Origin of the sequence: Shewanella sp. ZOR0012, assembly GCF_000798835.1 — a bacterium.
Classification (GTDB): Bacteria; Pseudomonadota; Gammaproteobacteria; order Enterobacterales; family Shewanellaceae; genus Shewanella; species Shewanella xiamenensis.
This window is the reverse complement of the sequence record NZ_JTLE01000094.1, coordinates 1,006,699-1,028,253: the sequence shown is the minus strand read 5'-3', so window position 1 is coordinate 1,028,253 and position 21,555 is coordinate 1,006,699. Positions and strand designations below refer to the sequence as shown.

General features: G+C 44.9%; 18 protein-coding genes. 8 read left to right on the top strand and 10 right to left on the bottom strand.

Going from position 1 to position 21,555, the window contains the following annotated elements:
* Nucleotides 1-7 precede the first annotated feature (7 nt).
* Nucleotides 8-1,090, bottom strand: coding sequence for a DUF2066 domain-containing protein (locus L976_RS06200; protein ID WP_047535234.1), 1,083 nt, complete (start codon nt 1,088-1,090; stop codon nt 8-10).
* Nucleotides 1,091-1,305: 215 nt separating this feature from the next.
* Between L976_RS06200 and L976_RS06195 the strand changes: the two genes are divergently transcribed.
* Entirely contained in the window at nt 1,306-2,544 is a 1,239-nt protein-coding gene (locus tag L976_RS06195) for a uracil-xanthine permease family protein (protein ID WP_037426776.1), read from the top strand.
* A 106-nt stretch (nt 2,545-2,650) separates the two neighbouring features.
* Here the strand turns inward: L976_RS06195 and L976_RS06190 are convergent, their stop codons facing one another.
* Complete coding sequence (locus tag L976_RS06190) at nt 2,651-2,983, bottom strand: Grx4 family monothiol glutaredoxin (protein WP_007649079.1); 333 nt, start codon at nt 2,981-2,983, stop codon at nt 2,651-2,653.
* Between the two features lie 227 nt (nt 2,984-3,210).
* Here L976_RS06190 and sodB point away from each other — a divergent pair, with 227 nt between their 5' ends.
* The 4 genes from sodB to L976_RS06170 all read left to right on the top strand — a co-directional run bounded on the left by sodB (nt 3,211) and on the right by L976_RS06170 (nt 8,851).
* The gene (gene sodB / locus L976_RS06185) at nt 3,211-3,795 is read left to right on the top strand and encodes a superoxide dismutase [Fe] (protein ID WP_011622352.1); all 585 of its coding nucleotides are present in this window, start codon (nt 3,211-3,213) and stop codon (nt 3,793-3,795) included.
* 251 nt (nt 3,796-4,046) lie between these two features.
* The gene (locus L976_RS06180; RefSeq protein ID WP_047535226.1) at nt 4,047-5,981 is read left to right on the top strand and encodes a PrkA family serine protein kinase; all 1,935 of its coding nucleotides are present in this window, start codon (nt 4,047-4,049) and stop codon (nt 5,979-5,981) included.
* 65 nt (nt 5,982-6,046) lie between these two features.
* Entirely contained in the window at nt 6,047-7,315 is a 1,269-nt protein-coding gene (locus L976_RS06175) for a YeaH/YhbH family protein (RefSeq protein WP_047535224.1), read from the top strand.
* Nucleotides 7,316-7,324: 9 nt separating this feature from the next.
* Nucleotides 7,325-8,851 carry a SpoVR family protein gene (locus L976_RS06170; RefSeq protein WP_047535221.1) on the top strand — a complete coding sequence of 509 codons (1,527 nt, stop codon included), beginning with the start codon at nt 7,325-7,327 and terminating at the stop codon, nt 8,849-8,851.
* A 109-nt stretch (nt 8,852-8,960) separates the two neighbouring features.
* On the opposite strand, the gene fadR is transcribed toward L976_RS06170, so the two are convergent.
* A complete protein-coding gene (fadR, locus tag L976_RS06165) occupies nt 8,961-9,686 on the bottom strand; it encodes a fatty acid metabolism transcriptional regulator FadR (protein ID WP_037419862.1) in 726 nt (241 codons plus the stop codon).
* A gap of 303 nt (nt 9,687-9,989) precedes the next feature.
* Here fadR and nhaB point away from each other — a divergent pair, with 303 nt between their 5' ends.
* The 3 genes from nhaB to L976_RS06150 all read left to right on the top strand — a co-directional run bounded on the left by nhaB (nt 9,990) and on the right by L976_RS06150 (nt 14,989).
* Nucleotides 9,990-11,591: a sodium/proton antiporter NhaB gene (gene nhaB, locus L976_RS06160; protein ID WP_037419860.1), complete on the top strand. Its 1,602-nt coding sequence runs from the start codon at nt 9,990-9,992 to the stop codon at nt 11,589-11,591.
* A 95-nt stretch (nt 11,592-11,686) separates the two neighbouring features.
* On the top strand, nt 11,687-12,214 hold the full coding sequence (dsbB, locus tag L976_RS06155; protein ID WP_047535219.1) for a disulfide bond formation protein DsbB: 528 nt from the start codon (nt 11,687-11,689) through the stop codon (nt 12,212-12,214).
* Nucleotides 12,215-12,370: 156 nt separating this feature from the next.
* A complete protein-coding gene (locus L976_RS06150) occupies nt 12,371-14,989 on the top strand; it encodes a cache domain-containing protein (protein WP_047535217.1) in 2,619 nt (872 codons plus the stop codon).
* A 67-nt stretch (nt 14,990-15,056) separates the two neighbouring features.
* On the opposite strand, the gene L976_RS06145 is transcribed toward L976_RS06150, so the two are convergent.
* The 7 genes from L976_RS06145 to zipA form a co-directional block, all read right to left on the bottom strand.
* Nucleotides 15,057-15,437, bottom strand: a complete 381-nt coding sequence (locus tag L976_RS06145; RefSeq protein ID WP_037426761.1) for an STAS/SEC14 domain-containing protein — start codon at nt 15,435-15,437, stop codon at nt 15,057-15,059.
* Between the two features lie 362 nt (nt 15,438-15,799).
* Entirely contained in the window at nt 15,800-16,156 is a 357-nt protein-coding gene (locus tag L976_RS06140; protein ID WP_037419846.1) for a DUF3802 family protein, read from the bottom strand.
* Between the two features lie 169 nt (nt 16,157-16,325).
* Nucleotides 16,326-16,901, bottom strand: a complete 576-nt coding sequence (locus L976_RS06135; RefSeq protein ID WP_047540190.1) for a YceI family protein — start codon at nt 16,899-16,901, stop codon at nt 16,326-16,328.
* Between the two features lie 145 nt (nt 16,902-17,046).
* The gene (locus L976_RS06130; RefSeq protein ID WP_047535214.1) at nt 17,047-17,502 is read right to left on the bottom strand and encodes a YaiI/YqxD family protein; all 456 of its coding nucleotides are present in this window, start codon (nt 17,500-17,502) and stop codon (nt 17,047-17,049) included.
* An 18-nt stretch (nt 17,503-17,520) separates the two neighbouring features.
* Nucleotides 17,521-18,159 (bottom strand): pyridoxamine 5'-phosphate oxidase, encoded by a 639-nt coding sequence (pdxH, locus tag L976_RS06125; protein ID WP_047535211.1) that lies wholly within the window; start codon nt 18,157-18,159, stop codon nt 17,521-17,523.
* A 161-nt stretch (nt 18,160-18,320) separates the two neighbouring features.
* Entirely contained in the window at nt 18,321-20,390 is a 2,070-nt protein-coding gene (gene ligA / locus L976_RS06120; RefSeq protein WP_047540185.1) for an NAD-dependent DNA ligase LigA, read from the bottom strand.
* A gap of 98 nt (nt 20,391-20,488) precedes the next feature.
* Nucleotides 20,489-21,529 carry a cell division protein ZipA gene (zipA, locus tag L976_RS06115; protein WP_037419838.1) on the bottom strand — a complete coding sequence of 347 codons (1,041 nt, stop codon included), beginning with the start codon at nt 21,527-21,529 and terminating at the stop codon, nt 20,489-20,491.
* Nucleotides 21,530-21,555: the final 26 nt, after the last annotated feature.

Below are 21,555 nucleotides of genomic sequence, written 5' to 3'. Positions count from 1 at the left end.
GGGAAGTTTAAGGTAACCGCCATTGATAGACAGTTTTACCCGCAGGGCTCGCACTGGCGGAAAACTCTCCAGGAGCGACCACCGAAATTCTCGGCTCTAAACTTAATAAACGCTCAAAGTCTGTCTGTGAGCCAAATAGATCTAACGAAAAAGTCACAGTGTTACCTTGAATGCGCGACAAAGTCGCATTCTTAACCGCACTCAGTTGTTTTAAATACTTTTCTACCTCGGCAACTTGTGCCATTTTATCAATGTTCACAAAGGTCACACTGGCGCCAACCTGCTCTCCAGAATCCGCAATAGCATACTTAGTAAAATAGTAATCCCCTAGAGCAGCCATCATCGCTGTGATCGCCTGCGCACTATTTTCGGCACTGCCATTAAAACTAAATAATGGTGGCGTTAGTGAATCAATCGTAGTTTTAGAATACAGATTTAAGCGATAACGCACCTGGTTCCCTGCTGGCTCAATGGCAACAAGCGCTAAGAAATCAGCTTGATAACGTCCAGAGACACTGGCCACGATATCTGCAAACATGCCTTTGACATCGTTCGGGTTAATCCCCATGAGTTCATCAAGATCGAGGATCGGCAATAGCACAGGTATCCCACGTTCATCAGAGAAAGAGCTAAACGACTGACGCTCGATCGATGTGGAAGAATCACTTAATAGAATGGTGTCACCTTCACTGGGCATCGCCACCCAAAACAGGGTCAATGGACGCTGGGTGCCCCATACAGGGAGTTGTGCTTGACGCAACAAGGACACAATCCGTCTATGCTCGAAATTTGCTTTCAGCAGCAATTGACCATTTTGTTCAACATAACCAAATTGACTTAGCAAGGCATCAGGATTGGCTAACTGCGATTGGATCACGCTATTGTCCAAAGAACGGGCCGTCCCCGTGTTTTTAATGATCACTTTTTCTAAAGCGGTTTTCAGCGCGCTATTACGCTCTGGAACCGCACGGGAAGTGACCGGTACATCGGCCTCATCTAATTTACTCACTTCAACAGCTTGCAGGCTATTAACGGTAAACAGGCAGTATAAAAACGCGACTAAGCTTGGCTTTAATAGAAATTTCAGCATCTTTGGGTAGTTGAAGTAACATCAGATAGTGCAAATTGTACCATAGTTCGCGCCTTTAGCGAGTCTTAGCCTTATTCGATAATCTGAATAAGGATCGCTACTCTGACAAGCCATAAAACAGTGATCGCCACCCGCAAATACATCATTTAATAAAGATCATATTGCAACAAACTGTTATCATCTCGCGGTTTACCCTAAATTTACGAGAATAATAAATGAGACGACTTGCTATTCCATTGCAGGGCGCACAAATGCTGTTTGTCGCATTTGGCGCCCTAGTACTGATGCCACTGTTAACTGGGCTCGACACCAGTGTTGCACTCTTTACCGCAGGTATTGGTACCCTACTATTTCAATTAATCACTAAACGCCAAGTGCCTATTTTTCTGGCTTCCTCCTTCGCTTTTATCGCCCCGATCCTTTACGGGGTACAAACTTGGGGGATCCCATCAACCATGGGCGGTATCATGGCCGCAGGCGCGGTCTATGTATGCCTAGGCGCCTTAGTTAAAGTACGCGGCACTGACTTTATTCATCGGCTGTTACCGCCTGTAGTTGTAGGACCCGTCATCATTATCATTGGCCTGGGCTTAGCGCCTGTTGCCGTGAATATGGCGCTGGGCAAAAGTGGCGACGGCAGTCTAACCTTAGTCGCAACCAATACGGCATTAATCATTTCGCTGGTATCCCTTTGTACCACCATTGCCGTAGCGATTTTTGCTAAAGGGTTACTCAAGGTGATGCCCATTCTTGCAGGCATTATCGTTGGCTACAGCCTGAGTCTAGCATTTGGTATCGTCGATTTTGCGGTAGTCACTGCTGCAAGTTGGATCGCCATTCCAAAATTTGTCGCCCCCGAATTTAACTGGCATGCCATTGCGTTTATGATCCCTGTTGCCATTGCTCCTGCGGTTGAACATATCGGTGACATCTTGGCTATTTCCAATGTCACAGGTAAGGATTTTATGAAAAAACCTGGCCTGCACCGCACCTTAACTGGTGACGGCGTAGCAACAATCGCCGCAGCGGCCTTCGGTGGTCCACCAAACACCACCTACTCAGAAGTCACAGGTGCAGTCACCTTAACCCGTAACTTCGACCCAAGGATCATGACATGGACAGCCATCACTGCCATTACCTTGGCGTTTGTAGGTAAATTAGGGGCACTGATGCAAACTATCCCCGTTCCAGTTATGGGCGGCATTATGTGTTTGTTATTTGGTTCAATTGCCGCTGTAGGATTAAATACCTTAATCCGTAATCACGTGGACTTATCCGAGCCGCGTAACTTAAGCATTGTCGGTGTCACCTTAGTCTTCGGTATTGGCGGTATGGCCTTTGGTATTGGTTCATTTAGCCTTACAGGCATTAGTCTTTGCGGGATTGTCGCCATTACCATGAATCTGCTATTACCTGCGAGCAAACACCACGATCGAGATGCGGCATCACACTAAGTGTTGCCCTTCAATTCCTCACTCAGTAGGAATATCGCAATAAAAAAGCCGCTAAGTTATTCACTTAGCGGCTTTTTGTTATTCTTCATCGCTCTGTTACGAGTAATTACTCTGCGGTTTTGTACTTTTCTGCAGTCGCTTTGATTAATGGCTGTAATTCGCCTTTTTGGTACATATCAACCACGATATCACAGCCACCAATCAGCTCGCCTTCAATCCACAGTTGTGGGAAGGTTGGCCAGTTTGCATACTTAGGTAATTCAGCACGAATATCTGGGTGCTGGAGAATATCCACAAACGCAAACTGCTCGCCGCAGTTAATCATGATTTGGGCTACCTGAGATGAAAAACCACAGCTAGGTAATTTAGGAGAACCCTTCATATATACAATGATTGGGTTTTCAGCGATCTGCTGTTTAATTTTCTCTACTGTTTCCATTTTAATTCCTAAGTATGATGACATTGACTCAATGCTGGCTATTGTACGACAGCTAAGCACAGAACAAAATCCCACAGTTTGTAAGGTTATGGCCTGCAATTAGTTTTTCGATGACTCCTATCTAATCAATTAGCCAAACAATGATTCACATCACAAATTTTATCGGTACAATAGTGTCCAGTGAGCACGTTTAAAAAACGATAACCTAAGACCATGGAGAGATACTAATGGCTTTCGAATTACCCGCATTACCATATGCAAAGAACGCACTAGAACCACACATTTCTCAAGAAACCATTGAATACCACTACGGCAAGCATCACAACACCTACGTTGTTAAGCTAAACGGTTTAATCGAAGGAACCGATTTCGCAGGCAAATCTTTAGAAGAAATCATCAAAACTTCTACTGGTGGCGTATTTAACAACGCAGCTCAAGTTTGGAACCACACTTTCTACTGGAACTGCTTAGCGCCTAACGCTGGCGGTGAGCCAACAGGTCCTGTGGCTGATGCCATCAACGCGGCTTTCGGCTCATTCGATGCATTCAAAGCACAATTTACCGATTCTGCGGTAAACAACTTTGGTAGCGCTTGGACTTGGTTAGTGAAAAAAGCCGATGGCACTGTTGCTATCGTCAACACTAGCAATGCTGCAACTCCTCTGACTGACAGCACTGTGACACCAATCCTGACTGTTGACGTGTGGGAACACGCTTACTACATCGATTACCGCAACGTACGTCCTGACTACTTGGCCCACTTCTGGCAATTAGTTAACTGGGACTTCGTGAACCAAAACTTCGCGGGTTAATCGTCTCTCAGCGATCCTTAAAAAGAGCCCAAGTGGCTCTTTTTTATTACCTCAAAAATCATTCATCTTCGACTTCCCGTTAAACTTCACCTGATAACTACAAGTGCAATAATTGCAATTGCAATCATTTGTTATTGTTTTTATTTGATATTTTTTTGACACAGCAAGCAAGTTTGTGTCTAAGATTAGTGTAGGAAGCTGAAAAATCAGTTATCCCTTCCATAACATCACTGGCGTTTCAGGGGGTTTATATGGGCATTTTCGAGCATTACCAAAAGCGCTACGAACAAAAACTCGATGAAGAATACACTTTGCAGGAATTTCTGGATATCTGTAAAGAAGATCGCAGTGCTTATATGTCAGCATCTGAGCGATTACTGCTCGCCATCGGTGATGCTGAAATTATCGATACGGCTAAAAATCCAACCCTAAGCCGTATCTTTTCGAATCGTCTCATCTCACGCTATCCCGCATTTAAAGACTTTTACGGTATGGAAAATGCGATTGAGCAAATCGTTGCCTACCTAAAACACTCAGCCCAAGGCTTAGAAGAATCTAAGCAAATTTTATACTTACTCGGCCCTGTCGGTGGCGGTAAGTCATCACTGGCCGAAAAACTTAAATCATTGATGCAAAAAGTGCCCATTTATATTCTGAGCGCTAATGGGGTAAGAAGCCCCGTGAATGATCATCCCTTCTGTCTCTTCGATGTGGACGAAGATGGTCAACTATTGCGGGATGAATTCAATATTCCCAGCCGTTATCTCAAAACCATCATGTCACCTTGGGCGGTGAAACGTCTGCACGAGTTTGGCGGCGATATTTCTAAATTCCGCGTGGTCAAAGTCTATCCCTCTATTCTCGATCAATTGGCGATTGCCAAAACTGAGCCTGGGGATGAGAACAACCAAGATATTTCCTCTTTGGTGGGTAAGGTTGATATTCGTCAACTGGAACATTACTCCCAAGATGATGCCGATGCCTATGCCTACTCCGGCGCATTATGTCGCGCTAACCAAGGGATAATGGAGTTTGTGGAAATGTTTAAGGCGCCAATTAAGGTGCTACATCCACTGCTGACCGCGACGCAAGAAGGTAACTATAACGGCACGGAAGGCTTGTCTGCCCTGCCCTATAGCGGGATTATTTTGGCACACTCTAACGAGTCAGAATGGTCAACCTTTAAAAATAACAAGAACAACGAAGCCTTCCTCGACAGGGTTTATATTGTCAAAGTGCCCTATTGTCTACGGGTATCAGAAGAACTGCAGATTTACAAAAAGCTCATACAAAATTCTGAGCTATCTCAAGCACCTTGCGCCCCCGGAACCATAGAAACCCTAGCGCAATTTAGCGTACTATCAAGGCTCAAAGTCCCAGAAAACTCTTCTATCTACTCGAAAATGCGAGTTTATGATGGTGAGAGCTTAAAAGATACTGATCCTAAAGCAAAATCCTACCAAGAATATCGCGATTATGCAGGCGTCGATGAGGGAATGAACGGTCTTTCTACCCGTTTTGCCTTTAAGATCCTGTCACGGGTATTTAACTTTGACCATTCCGAAATTGCCGCTAATCCAGTGCATTTATTCTATGTGCTTGAACGGCAAATTGAGCAGGAGCAATTCCCTAGCGATACCGCCGAACGTTATCTGGAGTTTTTAAAAGGCTATTTAATTCCTAAATATGTCGAATTTATCGGTAAAGAAATCCAAACCGCCTATTTAGAGTCCTACTCTGAATACGGCCAAAATATCTTCGACCGTTATGTCACCTATGCCGATTTTTGGATTCAGGATCAAGAATATCGGGATCCAGAAACGGGCCAGTTGTTTGACCGCGCCGCACTGAATGCCGAACTTGAAAAAATCGAAAAACCTGCGGGCATCAGTAATCCAAAAGATTTCCGTAACGAAATTGTCAACTTTGTCCTGCGCGCTCGCGCAAGTCATGAGGGCCATAACCCACTGTGGACCAGCTATGAAAAACTACGCACTGTGATCGAGAAGAAAATGTTCTCGAATACAGAGGACTTACTGCCAGTTATTTCCTTTAACGCCAAAACCTCGACTGACGATCAACGTAAACACGATGATTTTGTCAATCGAATGATGGAGAAAGGCTATACCAAAAAACAAGTCAGACTCCTGTCTGAGTGGTATTTACGGGTTCGTAAATCCTCTTAACTTGCGCTCACTAAAAACGAGGCTTTGGTGTTGCCAAAGCCTTCGCTGGGGTTTGGGAGGTGCATATGGCGAACTTTATCGATAGACGGTTGAATGCGAAAGGAAAAAGCACAGTCAACCGCCAACGCTTTATCAACCGATATAAGCAACAAATCAAAAAAGCCGTCAGCGATGCCGTCACGCGTCGCAGTGTAACGGATGTAGATAAAGGTGAAAAAATCAGTATTCCCACACGGGATATCAGTGAACCTATGTTCCATCAAGGTAAAGGAGGCGTAAGAGACAGAGTTCACCCAGGGAATGACCAATTCACCCGTGGCGATAAAATTGACAGACCACCGGGAGGTGCTGGCGGCGGAGCGGGTAAAGGTGATGCCTCCGATTCAGGTGAAGGTAATGATGACTTTGCATTTGAAATCTCAAAGGATGAATACCTTGAGTTGTTATTTGAAGATTTAGAGCTACCGAATCTACAAAAAAACCGTCTCAACAAGCTCGTTGAGTATCAAATCTACCGTGCGGGATTCACCAATGATGGGGTGCCTGCCAATATCAATATTGTGCGCTCACTGCGTTCATCCTTGGCGCGCCGTATCGCCATGTCGGCGAGTAAAAAGAAATTGCTCAAAGAGTTGGAACAGGAACTGGCAGAGCTTGAAAATATACCTGGAACAAAAGCTGAGCTGATTTTGGATTTAAAAGCACAAATTGAGGAGTTAAAGCAGAAGATTGCTAAAGTACCGTTTATCGATACCTTTGACTTACGCTTCAACAACTTTACAAGGCGCGAGGTGCCCTCAAGCCAAGCGGTCATGTTCTGCTTAATGGACGTATCAGGCTCGATGGATCAAGCGACAAAAGATATGGCGAAACGTTTCTATATCTTGCTGTACTTGTTCCTCACTCGTACCTACAAAAACCTCGAGGTGGTCTATATCCGTCACCATACCCAAGCGAAGGAAGTAGACGAACATGAGTTCTTCTATTCCCAGGAAACTGGCGGCACCATAGTGTCGAGCGCCTTGAAATTAATGCACGAAATTCAACAGGCGCGTTACCCTGCCAATGAGTGGAATATTTACGCCGCGCAAGCATCCGACGGCGACAATTGGGCCGACGATTCACCAACCTGTAGGCAATGGTTAGAACAAAAAATATTGCCACTGGTGCGCTATTACAGCTACATCGAAATCACCAATCGTGCCCATCAAACCCTGTGGCGTGAATACGAATCCCTAAAACAACACTACGACAACATAGCGGTACAACATATTCGTCAAGCCGAAGATATCTACCCTGTCTTTAGAGAATTATTTAAAAAACAGGCGGTTTAAGGGGGCTCTATGGGGATTAAAGAAGCAAAAACACGTACAGCCTTAAGCGATGGTCCAGACTGGAGCTTTGAGCTGCTACAAAGTTATTTAAAGGAAATTGAACGGGTGGCAGCAATTTACAAATTAAACGCCTATCCGAATCAAATCGAAATCATCACCGCAGAGCAGATGATGGATGCCTATGCCGGTATTGGGATGCCCATAGGCTATACCCATTGGTCTTTCGGCAAACGCTTTATTGAGACTGAACAAGGCTACAAACGTGGGCAAATGGGGCTCGCCTATGAAATCGTGATCAACTCCAACCCTTGCATCGCCTATCTCATGGAAGAAAACACCATTACAATGCAAGCATTAGTGATGGCGCACGCCTGTTTTGGACATAATAGTTTTTTTAAAAACAATTACCTATTTAAAACCTGGACCGATGCGAGTTCGATTATCGACTATTTGGTGTTCGCTAAAAACTATATCAGCGATTGCGAGCAAAAATACGGTGTCGAGCAAGTTGAAAGCGTGATTGACTCCTGCCACGCCTTAATGAACTATGGCGTTGATAGATATAAACGTCCTGCTGAAATCTCTTTTAGGGAAGAACAAGCGAGGCAAAAAGACCGCGAAGCCTATCTACAAAGTCAAGTAAACGATCTGTGGCGAACCATTCCTACCTATCAACAGCAGCAACCGTCGACCACTAAGCGCCGTTTTCCCGCCGAGCCGCAGGAAAACATTCTGTATTTTATTGAAAAAAATGCGCCATTGCTGGAGTCATGGCAGCGGGAAATTATCCGGATCGTACGCAAAATGGCACAATATTTTTATCCGCAAAAACAAACACAAGTCATGAATGAGGGGTGGGCAACCTTTTGGCACTACACTATTTTGAATCATTTATACGATGATGGTGTTGTCACTGACCGCTTTATGATGGAGTTTTTGCAAAGCCATACGGGCGTCGTAGCGCAGCCTGAATATAACAGCCGATACTACAGCGGTATCAATCCCTATGCCCTAGGGTTTGCGATGTTTACCGATATTCGGCGCATCTGTGAGGCTCCGACTGATGAAGACAAAGCCTGGTTTCCGGATATTGCGGGGAGTAATTGGCTCGAAACCCTACACTTTGCGATGCAGAACTTTAAGGATGAGAGTTTTATCAGCCAATACCTGTCACCAAGAGTGATCCGTCAATTCAAGCTGTTTGGCATCCATGATGATGAAAAACGTAACTATTTATCCGTATCCGCCATCCACGATGAACAGGGCTATCAAGATATTCGTAATTTATTATCGCAGCAGTACAATTTGTCTAATATTGAACCCAATATTCAAGTGCATAATGTTGAAATAAACGGCGACAGATCCCTTACGCTAAGGTATGTTCCCAACAAAGATATCCCGCTTGCTAATAGCTACAAAGAAGTGCTCAAGCATCTGCACCGTCTTTGGGGTTTTAGTGTTAGCCTTGAACAAGCCAACGCTGATAATAGTATTACATTATTAGCTACATGCCCTGAGCAGCCCAAAGCGGACTGATAATCCGTGGTAAGACAACATACAAAAAAGCCGTTTTAGCGAAAACGGCTTTCATATTTTATTTGGCCTGATGTTAACAAGCACCCAGATAGTGAATGCTCAGTGTCAGCTACGAATGCGAATCCTGTTGAGCAATTGAAGACGGCATATCATCACGCAATTGCAGCCACATTTTGCCACTATTGATCCCATAGGTACGCATTAATGCAGGCACATCGAGATAGTTTTTCGCTTTCGCTAACAGTTCTAACTCTTTATAAAAATTAAGTGCCAACTGACGAGCCTCTGGACTACTAAAATAGTAACGCCCAACTCGACTATATAGTCCCTTAAAGCCATTCAAGATCAATACATAAAGCGGATTACCCGATGAGAACGCTAACGTATGATGCAACAGATAATCATACTCGGCAAAAGATTCAGCGGTATCCTCTAACTGATGGATTTTAGCCAATACTTCCATCGCAGTATCAGGGCTGTTGCGCAGTGCGCCACGGAAATAAATTGCACTCACATTGGTACGAGCAGAGAGTAATTGGTCCACTAGTACAGGGAAGCCCTCAGGGTTGAGATCTGCAATCGTCTCAAGAATATTCAGACCCGAAGTTTCCCAAAAATTATTGACACGAGTCGGCTTGCCATGTTGAATTTTCAACCAACCATCACGCGCTAAACGCTGTAACACCTCACGCAACGTCGTCCGGGTCACGCCGATCAATTCAGAAAGCTCACGTTCAGCCGGTAAAATGGACCCTGGAGGAAACTTATTTTCCCAAATCGATCTTACAATATACTTCTCTGCAAAACTTGCAGGTCCTTTGGCATTGATAATCATCAGCCCACTTATCCAGTTGTTGTGCTTTAATAATGGTCACTGATCATACCAGAGCGGTAAAAAATGGAAACCATTGACTGAAACTCCCCGCTTCATCAGCGTACAATTGTCACAAAAATGTTTAATAAATCGACACAAATCAATAGCAATTGTACCAATTTTGCCGATTAGCTCCGCTTTTTGAAATCTGGGTTTGAGTAACTCGTTACATTAGCATTCTCTTTAGGCTAGACTGAATCCTAAAAACATATGTCACTAACAATAACTTGTGAAATTTAAAACATAATTAGAAGAGAGGATGCCATGCCGATGACAATGAGTCAGGCGTTTATTGGAAACTTCTTAGGTAACTCACCTAAGTGGTACAAGATCGCAATACTGTCGTTTTTAATAATCAATCCAATACTCTTTTTCTATGTCAGTCCCTTTGTGGCTGGTTGGGTATTAGTGCTTGAATTTATTTTCACCCTAGCAATGGCGCTAAAATGCTATCCATTACAACCCGGCGGTTTGTTAGCCATCGAAGCGGTTGCAATTGGCATGACTTCAGCCAGTCAAGTGCTACACGAAATTGAAGCTAACCTTGAAGTGTTATTATTGCTAGTGTTCATGGTGGCTGGCATTTACTTCATGAAGCAACTGCTGCTATTCGTATTTACTAAGATGATCACCAAAGTCCGATCTAAAATCTTAGTGTCTTTAATGTTTTGTTTAGCTTCAGCATTCCTATCCGCCTTTTTAGATGCTTTAACCGTTATTGCAGTAATTATTACCGTTGCAGTGGGCTTTTACTCTATTTACCACAAAGTTGCCTCGGGTAAAGATTTCTCTGCCGATCATGACCATACCTCAGAAGATAAAAACGAGGAAGGTGATGCCCAACTCAACGAAGCTGAGCTGGAGTCTTTCCGTGGCTTCTTACGTAACCTATTGATGCACGCAGGCGTTGGTACCGCATTAGGTGGCGTGTGTACTATGGTTGGCGAGCCTCAAAACTTAATTATTGCCGCCCAAGCTAACTGGCAGTTTGGTGAGTTTGCAATTCGTATGTCACCAGTTACCGTGCCGGTCCTGATTGCTGGTATCTTAACCTGCTACTTAGTCGAAAAATTCCGTATCTTTGGATACGGTGCGCAATTACCTGATGCTGTTCATAAAATCCTCTGTGACTATGCAGCCTATGAAGATGCACGTCGTACCAATAAAGATAAAATGAAGCTTATTGTTCAAGCCATTATTGGGGTTTGGTTGATTGCAGGTCTTGCGTTACATTTAGCCTCTGTAGGCTTGATTGGTTTATCCGTGATTATTTTAGCCACTGCGTTTAACGGTATTACCGATGAACATGCCCTAGGAAAAGCCTTCGAAGAAGCTCTCCCCTTTACGGCGCTGTTAGCGGTATTCTTTGCCGTGGTCGCAGTGATTATTGATCAACAACTATTTGCTCCCGTGATCCAATGGGCGCTGAACCACGAAGGTAATACCCAATTAGTGATTTTCTATATTGCTAACGGTTTACTCTCTATGGTCAGTGATAACGTGTTTGTGGGGACGGTCTACATTAACGAAGTCAAAGCGGCTTTGATTAATGGTCAAATTACCCGCGATCAATTCGACCTGTTGGCTGTGGCAATTAACACTGGAACTAACTTGCCTTCAGTTGCAACACCCAATGGTCAAGCTGCATTCCTGTTCTTACTGACATCAGCACTTGCACCACTCATCCGCTTGTCCTACGGCAGAATGGTATGGATGGCATTGCCTTACACGATCGTCCTATCGGTTGTGGGTGTAATGGCGATTCAAATGGGTTTCTTAGAGCAAATGACGCAGTATTTCTATGATTCCCATGCGATTTTGCACCACAGTGTTAAGGAAGCCTTAGCGCCTGCGGCAGCTCACTAACATAAATATCAGAGTTGACTGAACTTTATGAGTTCAGTACAGTCAAACAAACGCCCTATATTCAAGGGCGTTTTTTGTTGATATGGAGTTCACTTTTGACAGCATTCACTCGCTTTGCCCATTCCCGTGCATCTTGGTTTATTCTGACAGGCTCTGCGATTGTCCTTGAAGCGGCCGCTTTATATTTTCAATACGTGATGAAATTAGATCCCTGTGTGATGTGTATCTACCAAAGACTTGCTGTATTCGGTATTTTGGCTGCAGGACTTGTGGGAATGACGGCGCCAAAGTACCGTATCGTTCGAATTTTGGGAGCACTGGGTTGGGCAATAAGCGCAACATGGGGCCTAAAGCTAGCATTAGCCTTAGTGGATATGCAAAACAATCCCTCACCATTTTCTACCTGCTCGTTTTTACCCGAATTTCCAGCCTGGATGCCACTGCATGAATGGTTTCCTGCCATCATGATGCCGACGGGTATGTGTACCGATGTGCCATGGCAATTTATGGGAGTTACAATGGCCGAATGGATGGTCGTTGCCTTTAGTGGTTATCTAGTGATGTTATTACTGTTTATTGTGCCAATTCTCAGCGGCTCAGATAAACCGTCACTCTATAAATAAGTTTCAATAGGCAGACTTAAGGTCTGCCTTATTTTTATGCCTCTCCATTTATAACTTTAGTTAGTGTTATGACTTAACTTTGATTTAAGCCAATGGCAATTAGATCAAAAAAAGCTAAACTGGCTCAATGATCGCGGCATTTGGACCCCGTATAACATGGATAAACGGCCTATCATTGCGCCACAAGCCTCGTTAACCCAATGGCAAAAAAGCCTGCCGTTTAAGCTCAGCTTGCTCCAACTCATCATCGCCAGCATACTGATTTTCAGTACTGCTTGGGTCATCCTTAATATCCAGACCCAACAAATCAGTGAGCAACAGACGTTGCTTAATCAGAATCACGGGCAAATAATTATTGCTAAACTGCAGGAGATGACCTCACAAGTCGAAAATCAAGTGAATGCGATTAGTCAAATCGCCATGCTCTACCGCCATGAACCTGAACAGCTCAGTAAAAGTATTCCCGTTTTACTTTCGATAGAAAGTCAAAAGGACATCATCTCTGGTGGCGGTATTTGGCCTGAGCCAGGCGCATTTAATCGGCAAAAGTTCCGTGACAGCTTGTTTTGGGCGCACAATATTCGCGGTGAGTTGGTAGCGATAGACAGCTACAACAGTGATAACTTCCCAAGTTATCATACTGAAGAATGGTATCGACCAACCCGTTTTTTCCCCGCAGGTAAAGTCTTTTGGTCTAAATCCTATATCGATCCCACAACCCATGAACCTATGGTTACCGCATCAAGCGCCATGTGGGTAGATCACCAATTTATCGGTGCAGCGACCACGGATATTAGTCTAGAAAAACTCAATCAGCTGTTACGCAATGCCATGTTGGATGTCAGTGGCTATGTCGTGGCTATTGACCATCAAAATCAAATACTGGCTTTTCCTAATCGTGATAATACACGCCAATCTCAGTCTGATACGACACACCATTTAATGAGCTTTGATGCGTTAGCTAAAGTAGAGCACGCTTTTACTCCTATAGCATCAGCGCTTCAGTTGGCAGATCGCAGTTTTATCGACCAAGCAATTGCTGAGCGCGTTTTTACTCAAGAGCAAATGGATAATCTCACTCGATTAAGCAGCGATAATGAGCGAGAAATGCTCTCTGCAATTGTGAATGACAACGCGAAAAACCATTTCACAACCCCCCGACGTATCGCTTCAATCGCATTGACAATGGATCCTGTCCTAAAGGCGCCTTCACTCGTTTCCGTTTTTCTTATGCCCCATACTTATTGGAAAATTTTAGTCGTCACACCAGTCGCGCCGTTACAAGACACCGCTAAAAAACTGATTGAAAAGGTGGGGCTTTCTTTAGTCGCAATCCAAATGCTAGGCCTTATATCCTTGTTCATACTGCAACATAGGCTAATCATGGCTCCTATAATGGAAATGGTCAGAGCGCTTAAACGCAATGACTCTGCCTCCATCGAACTCAAAGCCAAAGAGCGCCATGACGAAGTCGGATTACTCGCAAAGACTTTTTTATCGCGTACTCAACAGCTTGAAATCGCTATGGCGAGTTTAGATGCCAGCAATCTCGCACTGGAACAACAGTTACTTAGTCAACAACATGTTCAACAGGAATTGAATCGACATAAGGAACAATTAAGATCTTTATTAGACTTTGCATCTACCATCATTTATATCAAAGACTTAAATGGCAGATACACCTTGGTCAATCATAAATATTGTGAAGTACTCGGTATCGAACGGCGAAAAATTATCGGTGCCATGGATTTTGAACTCTTCCCAGCTCCTCTTGCTCAACTCTACCAACAGAACGATCAACGGGTAAACCATCGCCACGATGCTCTGCATTTTGAAGAGCCAATACCAACTCCCCGTGGTGAAATTATTTACCAGATGACAAAGTTTGATATCCGAGATGATGAAGATAATTCTATCGGCGTTGGTGCAATTGGCTTTAATATGGATCTCAAAAAGCGCCAAGAGAAAGCACAAGAAAAACTGCTAGAACAACAACAGCAACAAATGAAGGAACAGCAACATCAAACTCAGTTAGCCCAGCAAGAACTCGCCTTAATGAGGGAGCAGATAGGTGAGCTCAATCATGAAATTACACAGCAAATCCAACTCAACCTCAATAAACAGCAAAGTCTAAAACTCATGCAGCACTTCCTCGCCGAAGTGATTAATCAAATGATGCAAGAGCAGGATCGCCTCCTCGCTCAAGTATGTCAGATTCGTCAAGATGAATATGTCGACCAGTCTGCTAAAGCGGTGCATCTCATGAGTCAACAGGCCGTAAGATTAAGACAAATATCGCAGCTATTTACTGATCAACATAGTGAAATACGCCCGCTCCATTTAGCGCAGTTTCTCCAGCATTTGCTCAGCCTATTACAGCCACAATTACTCAAAGCACAGGTGAAAGTAAATCTTAACTGCGATGAACTATTAATTATCGATGGTAATGCTTGGCAATATTTGCAGTTTTTCTATCGATTGCTTAATAACACTCTACAACACGCATTTAAAGAGCATCATCAACACCGCGAAATACTGTTGCAACTCGATAAACGAGGTAATGAATTACATATACTGCTACAGGATAATGGTGTGGGGATCTCGACAGCTCATCTTGAGCAACTCAGGCATGACATACATCAAAGACAATGTACAGGAACGCTATCCTGCCTCAATTTGTGGATAAAATATGAGTTAAATGGCGAGCTAATCGTGAACAGCGAACTCAATCTAGGCACTCAAATCGAGTGCTATTGGCCGTTGGCTACGGTGTAACAGCTCTTTGCCGCCCTGCTGTATGCTTTACAAATTAAGCATCAACAATCCGAGCAGTTACTCTCTGTTACAGTGCAATCACTTTGTCGTCGTCTAGCCATTCCTTAGCCAGTACACGCTCATTTTCGCCAAAGACTTTAACCGGACAAGGCAACATAAAAGCTAACGTATTGACCATAGTCCCAAGCATTTGCGTATCCGCAATCATCACTACCCGCGCGAAATCACTGAAATGGAACACACTGAGTAAAGCATCGTCCCAAAGTGCTCCAACTGTAACACCCATAAAATCAGCACTAAATTCATACCATAAACGAATACAAGCATGATCCAATAACTTGGCTTCAATGGCCGGAAACAAAATGGTTTCAATATCCTGATGCGTTACCTGACCGGAAACAGCAATGGTTAATAAATCATCGGCATAGCTAGGACATATGGTTAGCATCATGCATCTCCCTTCGTATATCACCCAAAAATATCGTTATAGAGTAAAGATATACCCTGTAAGCAAAGATGCTTAAACAACTGGTGATTTTTCTACGACTCGGAAAGCAAAATAAGCAGAGTGATAGCTTATCTCCCCTAACCACATAGGCTTTTGTGCGAATATCGACAGAAAACAGAAAAATGAGCACAAAGGGTTGTTACTAACAACGGCAATCAATCCAGCGTGAAGAGACAAGCCATGATGGAAAAACCAATATGCAATTGCTGAAGGCAAGAAACGGGATTAAAACACGACTTCAATTCCCAAGAGCTAACGATAAGCAATGGGAGTAAGAGTAACCCGATGACTAGCCTCAAACATTAAGCATGGGATTGAAATTTTGCGATCTCTTGATCAAATAAATTTTTGATGAGTCCTGAAAATTCAGTGATAAACAGCGTTTGCTCAGGTGTTGCCCTATGATTGGCTACAGAGGCGAGAATTTCCTCGAGATCATACACAATGGCATCGACCTCACGGATAATGGTATTACGCTCACTAAAGGAGAGTGACGGATTTTGACCACAGACCATAATAATCTGCGCGGATAATTGTTCCTCAAACAATTCCATCACGGTATCGTCGGACACATTTTGGGTATCAGGCGTTTCGAACAAGCCAAGGTGCTCAGTCAAATACTGGATTAAATGCATGTAACCGTCTTTATCTGTGACCATTTTTAACCCTTAAAACAACTAAATCGAGCGCCATTAAGGACACTGTTAACATCTAAAAAGCCTCAACATCCACCCATTAAGTGGTCAGTATGAGCATTATACGTCAGCCACCTCATAACCTTATCTTAAACAACAGCTGACGTATTGATCTAAACCAATCTTATTGTTGTTACTGAGTTAAGGTTAGTACAAACGACACCGGAACGGCTTGGCTAATACTAGATAAACCTGCAATATCACGCAACTTATCAACCCCTGCAACCAAGCCAAATTCATTGGCATTGATAATTATCGGCTGAAAACTACTAACCATCAGTTTATTATCAGATACTTTGGTCAAAATTACCGAAAAAGTTTTTGTTTGCTGTTTTCCATGCAGGGCAATTTTGCCCTCGATGTCAACAACCTTTGACTCATCCACGGCAAGCGCTTTGAGCATTTGACTATCGACTTGGGCACTCAAGTTAAGTTCAGGATACAATGACACTTCAAACAATAAGTGCTGCATACGCTCATCACGCACATCAATACCCGTTGCTACGCTTATCAGCGGAATTGTTAGCTCAAATTGGCCAGTATCCTTCAGAGTACCTTTTAGCTGCTTAAAATGATGAACCTCAGCAATATCCCCCTTTTTTACCGACACGAAACTGACCCTAGAATCCTGCTCAATCACTTGCCATTGGGCAACGGAGCTGAAGCTCATCAACGTCGATAATGCCGCGATTCCTATCCATTTATTCATCGTATCCATCCTCAATTGTGAGTTGTAAGACCCAGCAGTTCCTTGTTATGAAGTACAAAGCTGCTCAGCACTTAGCAAACCGTGACAAAGATCACCTAAGCTTCACTAAAGATACTCTTTTTATTGATTAGCGACCAGTGAACTATCATTTAACCCGCACAAGCCATTTGTCTAAACTATTGGCAAAAGCCTGCTTATCGGCCGCAGACAAAGTATCAGGTCCACCTGTATGTACACCCGATGAACGTAAATCTTCCATAAAATCACGCATCGTAAGTTTTTGGCGAATATTGTCAGTGGTGTAGAGTTCACCGCGGGGGTTGAGCGCCAGCGCCCCCTTTTCGATCACTTGCGCCGCCAACGGGATATCGGCAGTGATGACTAAATGTGTGGCCTCAACATGGTCGACAATGTATTGATCCGCCACATCAAAGCCTGAGCCAACACGCACTTGACTTATATACGGTGACGGTGGCACCCGTAGCATTTGGTTCGCCACCAGCACTAGCGGCAGCGCCTTTCGCTCAGCTGCGCGAAATAAAATCTCTTTAATTGAGTTTGGGCAAGCATCGGCATCCACCCAAATCTTATACTGTTCCACATTAAGCTCCTAAAGCCATTAGGGTGCTAAACGGTCAATCATCCATTCATCCGCTTGGCGAGTGTAGAGAAAGCGGTCATGCAGGCGATGCTCTCCACCTTGCCAAAACTCAATACTTGACGGCTTAACTAAGTAACCGCCCCAAAAGCTCGGCAATGGTACATCGCCCTTAGCAAATTTCGCTTTCATTTCAAAGAACTTACCTTCGAGCACTTGTCTGGCACTCAGTTTGCTCGACTGCTGCGACACCCAAGCGGCAATCTGGCTATCCTTGGGGCGGGTCATAAAGTATTTCAGCACTTCGGCGGTAGAAAGCGGCTGCGCCTCACCGAGAATCGACACTTGGCGTTCAATCGGATGCCAAGGAAAATGTAGACTCACTTTATTATTGGCCGCAATCTGCTGTGCCTTGCGACTGCCTAAGTTAGTGAAGAACACAAAACCTGTTTCATCAAAACGCTTCAACAGTACAATTCGTTGAAAAGGTTGGCCATGTTCATCCACTGTGGCAACACACATCGCGGTAGGATCAGTTAACTGCGCATCTCTGGCTTGTGTCATCCACAATTCAAATAATTGCATCGGGTTTTGGGGTAAATCGGCGCGTCTTAAGCCACCTTTGGTGTATTCACGGCGAATATCACTGAGATCTGTCATAGGTTTTCCTTTTTATAAGCGCACAATGATTGCTATCGGTGCAATCCGCTGATAGATCAAGTTTATCATGGCTCCGCCAGAAAACCGCGCCCAACCAAGATGAACCCTCAACAAAAACGCCTTGCTAAGCAAGGCGTTTTACTCATCAAATCAAACTCGCATTAGGTATTGGCAGCGAGCAGTGCAAGCAATTCGTCTTCGCCAATCACCTTCACGCCAAGCTCCTGCGCTTTGGAAAGCTTAGACCCCGCCGCTTCGCCCGCGACTAAGCAATCGGTATTTTTCGACACACTGCCCGCGACTTTGGCGCCTAAGGCCTGTAACTGCGCCTTAGCATCGTTACGGTTGAGTTGATTTAAGGTACCCGTTAACACCCAAGTCTGCCCCTTCAATGGTTGTTCATCGGCACTTGGCGCTGCAATCGCAGGCCAGTTGACACCAGCCGCAATCAAAGCATTGATCACCTCTAGGTTATGGGGCTGAGCAAAGAAATGCGCTACGTGCTGGGCAACGACTTCACCAATATCTTCAACTTGAATGAGTTGCTCAATGGTAGCTACGCGCAGTGCCTCTAGACTACCAAAGTGAGTCGCAAGATTCGCCGCCGTGGCCTCCCCCACCTCTCGAATGCCTAAGGCATAGAGGAAACGAGGCAAAGTCGTGGTTTTAGCCGCTTCAATCGCCAGCGCGAGATTGGTGGCCGACTTCATTCCCATACGGTCCAGCATAGTCATCATAGAGGCGGTGAGTTTAAATAAGTCCGCCGGGCTTTGAACCAACTCCTTATCAATCAACTGCTCAACAATTTTATCGCCCATGCCGTCGATATCTAATGCCTTGCGGGAGGCAAAATGTTTGATCGCCTCTTTACGCTGGGCCTCACAGAATAAGCCGCCGCTACAACGCGCCACGGCCTCACCTTCTAATCGCTCAACCAAACTGCCACAAACGGGGCAATGTTGTGGGAAGGCAATCGCCTTAGCATCTTCAGGGCGACGCTCTGGCACTATGGCCACAATTTGCGGGATCACATCGCCGGCGCGGCGGATAATCACGGTATCGCCCACCATCACACCTAAACGCTCGATTTCATCGGCATTGTGCAAAGTGGCGTTCGATACCGTCACGCCGCCGACAAACACAGGTTTTAGGCGTGCGACCGGAGTCACCGCGCCGGTGCGACCCACTTGAAAATCTACGCCTTCGAGCAGCGTCATTTCTTCTTGCGCGGGGAATTTATAGGCAATTGCCCAGCGGGGAGATTTGGCCACAAACCCTAAGGTTTGCTGCTGTGCGATATCGTTCACCTTCATTACCACACCATCGATTTCAAAGGGTAAATCGCTGCGGCGAGTCAATATATCTTGATAGTAGGAAAACACTTGGCTGAGTTCGTCGCAGACTTTAATCTCGCTACTGACTGGCAGCCCCCAAGATTTAAGTTGCTGCAATTGCTCGTAATGCGTCTTAGCTAACTCGTGGGAAGTCGGCTCCACCACACCTAAGGCGTAGGCATAAAAAGACAGCGCCCGTGACGCGGTAATTTTACTGTCGAGCTGACGTAAGCTGCCCGCTGCCGCATTACGCGGATTCACAAACAGTTTTTCATCCTTTAAGCGTGCACGCTCATTTAGCGCCTCAAATGCCGCCTTGGGCATAAAGGCTTCGCCGCGCACTTCAACCAATTCGGGATAGTTGTCACCGCGCAGTTTGAGCGGAATTGATTTAATGGTTTTAACGTTTTCGGTAATATCTTCGCCCACAGTGCCATCGCCCCGGGTCGCGGCGCGTTCAAGCACCCCATTGCGATACAAAATACTCACCGCCAAACCATCGAGTTTCGGCTCACAGCAAAAACTCACTTGCCCCACTCTGTCGCTGACACGCTTATGAAATGCACTAAAGTCCGCCTCATCGAAGGCATTATCAAGACTTAACATGGGTTTAAGGTGAGTAATTTGTTCAAACTTTGCCAGCGCCATGCCGCCCACTCTTTGGGTGGGCGAATCGGCAGCAACAAACTGAGGATACTCGGCCTCAAGCTGTTTCAGCCGCTGCATTAATCTGTCGTATTCTGAGTCAGTAATGCTTGGCGCATCGTCGACATAGTAACGAATATTGTGTTCATTCAGAGATTGGCAGAGCGCCTGCATCAATGGCTGCGCATTTTCCGACGTAACAGCTTGTGAAAGCAGTTCAGATAGGCGTTTATCGAGTTGAATGTCTTGCATATTCATTATCCAGAATTCTTAAGCATCAAAAAGTTGCAAAAAATGAGGCCGCATTTAGCGGCCCCATCTGTCCATCACCGCGGTCTCGCGGCGGTGCATTAAGCGTTTGCGCGAATGCGGTGTAAATAATCTTGCTTAGTAAACTCGCCCCAAGGTTGACGCTGACCATCGAGCACAACCGCGTCGATATCATCCGCCAATTGGCGCGCCGAGTTAAGCATGATAGAGAAATTCATTAGCGCATCGCCGTAGCAAGGTAAAGTCATAAAGAACACCACGCCTTGGGTGCTGAATTGCTCCATATTGTCTGGGTCAAAAACACCAGGTTTTACCATATTAGCAATGGAGAACAACACCTTACCATTACCCGCATTATCCACATGACGATGGAAAATATTCATATCGCCATATTTAAAGTTAAGGGTTAAGAAGCAAGGTAATAATTCTGCACCATTAAGTTGCTGACCTTCTTTCGCCACTACGTGCAGCACTAATACATCACGTGGTTCACCTAAATCATCATCGGCCTGTTCAACGGCTTGAGGTTGCTCTTCTTCATACGCCTCTTCATCATCAAACAACGCGGTTTGGGTGGGCATTTGCACTTGGGCACGTTGCTCTTCAGCCGCCTTTTGCGCCACTATCGCCGCATGGGATTGGCCAACGTGAGCTTGATTTAAATGCGCTGTATGGCTTTGCAATACTGGCTCTTGGCGCGATGCTTTAGGGCCGCGGTGTTGCTCTTTCACACTCGGTGATTGCAAATTAAAGTCGGGCTGCGCCATGCTTGGTTCTTGCTTAAACAGTGGTTTAGGTTCAACTTGAACGGGTTCCACTGGTTGTGGTTGTGCTTTGGCTTCTTGCTTTAAATAAGGGTTAAACGCAGGTGCCTCTGGGGTATGAGCTTCATTCGCTTTACGAACTCTGACGGCGCCAATACCATCGGCGTCGAAACCATCGGCATCGATACGCTTGGGGGCAGCCTCGCCACGCTCTGCCTGCTTTTTGTAGAAATTGCCCATCGGACTATCTTTCAATGACTTAGGCTGTTGTCTTCTGATAGACCAAAATCCATGCACCAGCACAGCAACTATGGCTATGGCGCCTAAAACGAACAAAACTAGTTGCAAATCTTCCATTGGTTACCCTGTCTTTCTTCTAGTTA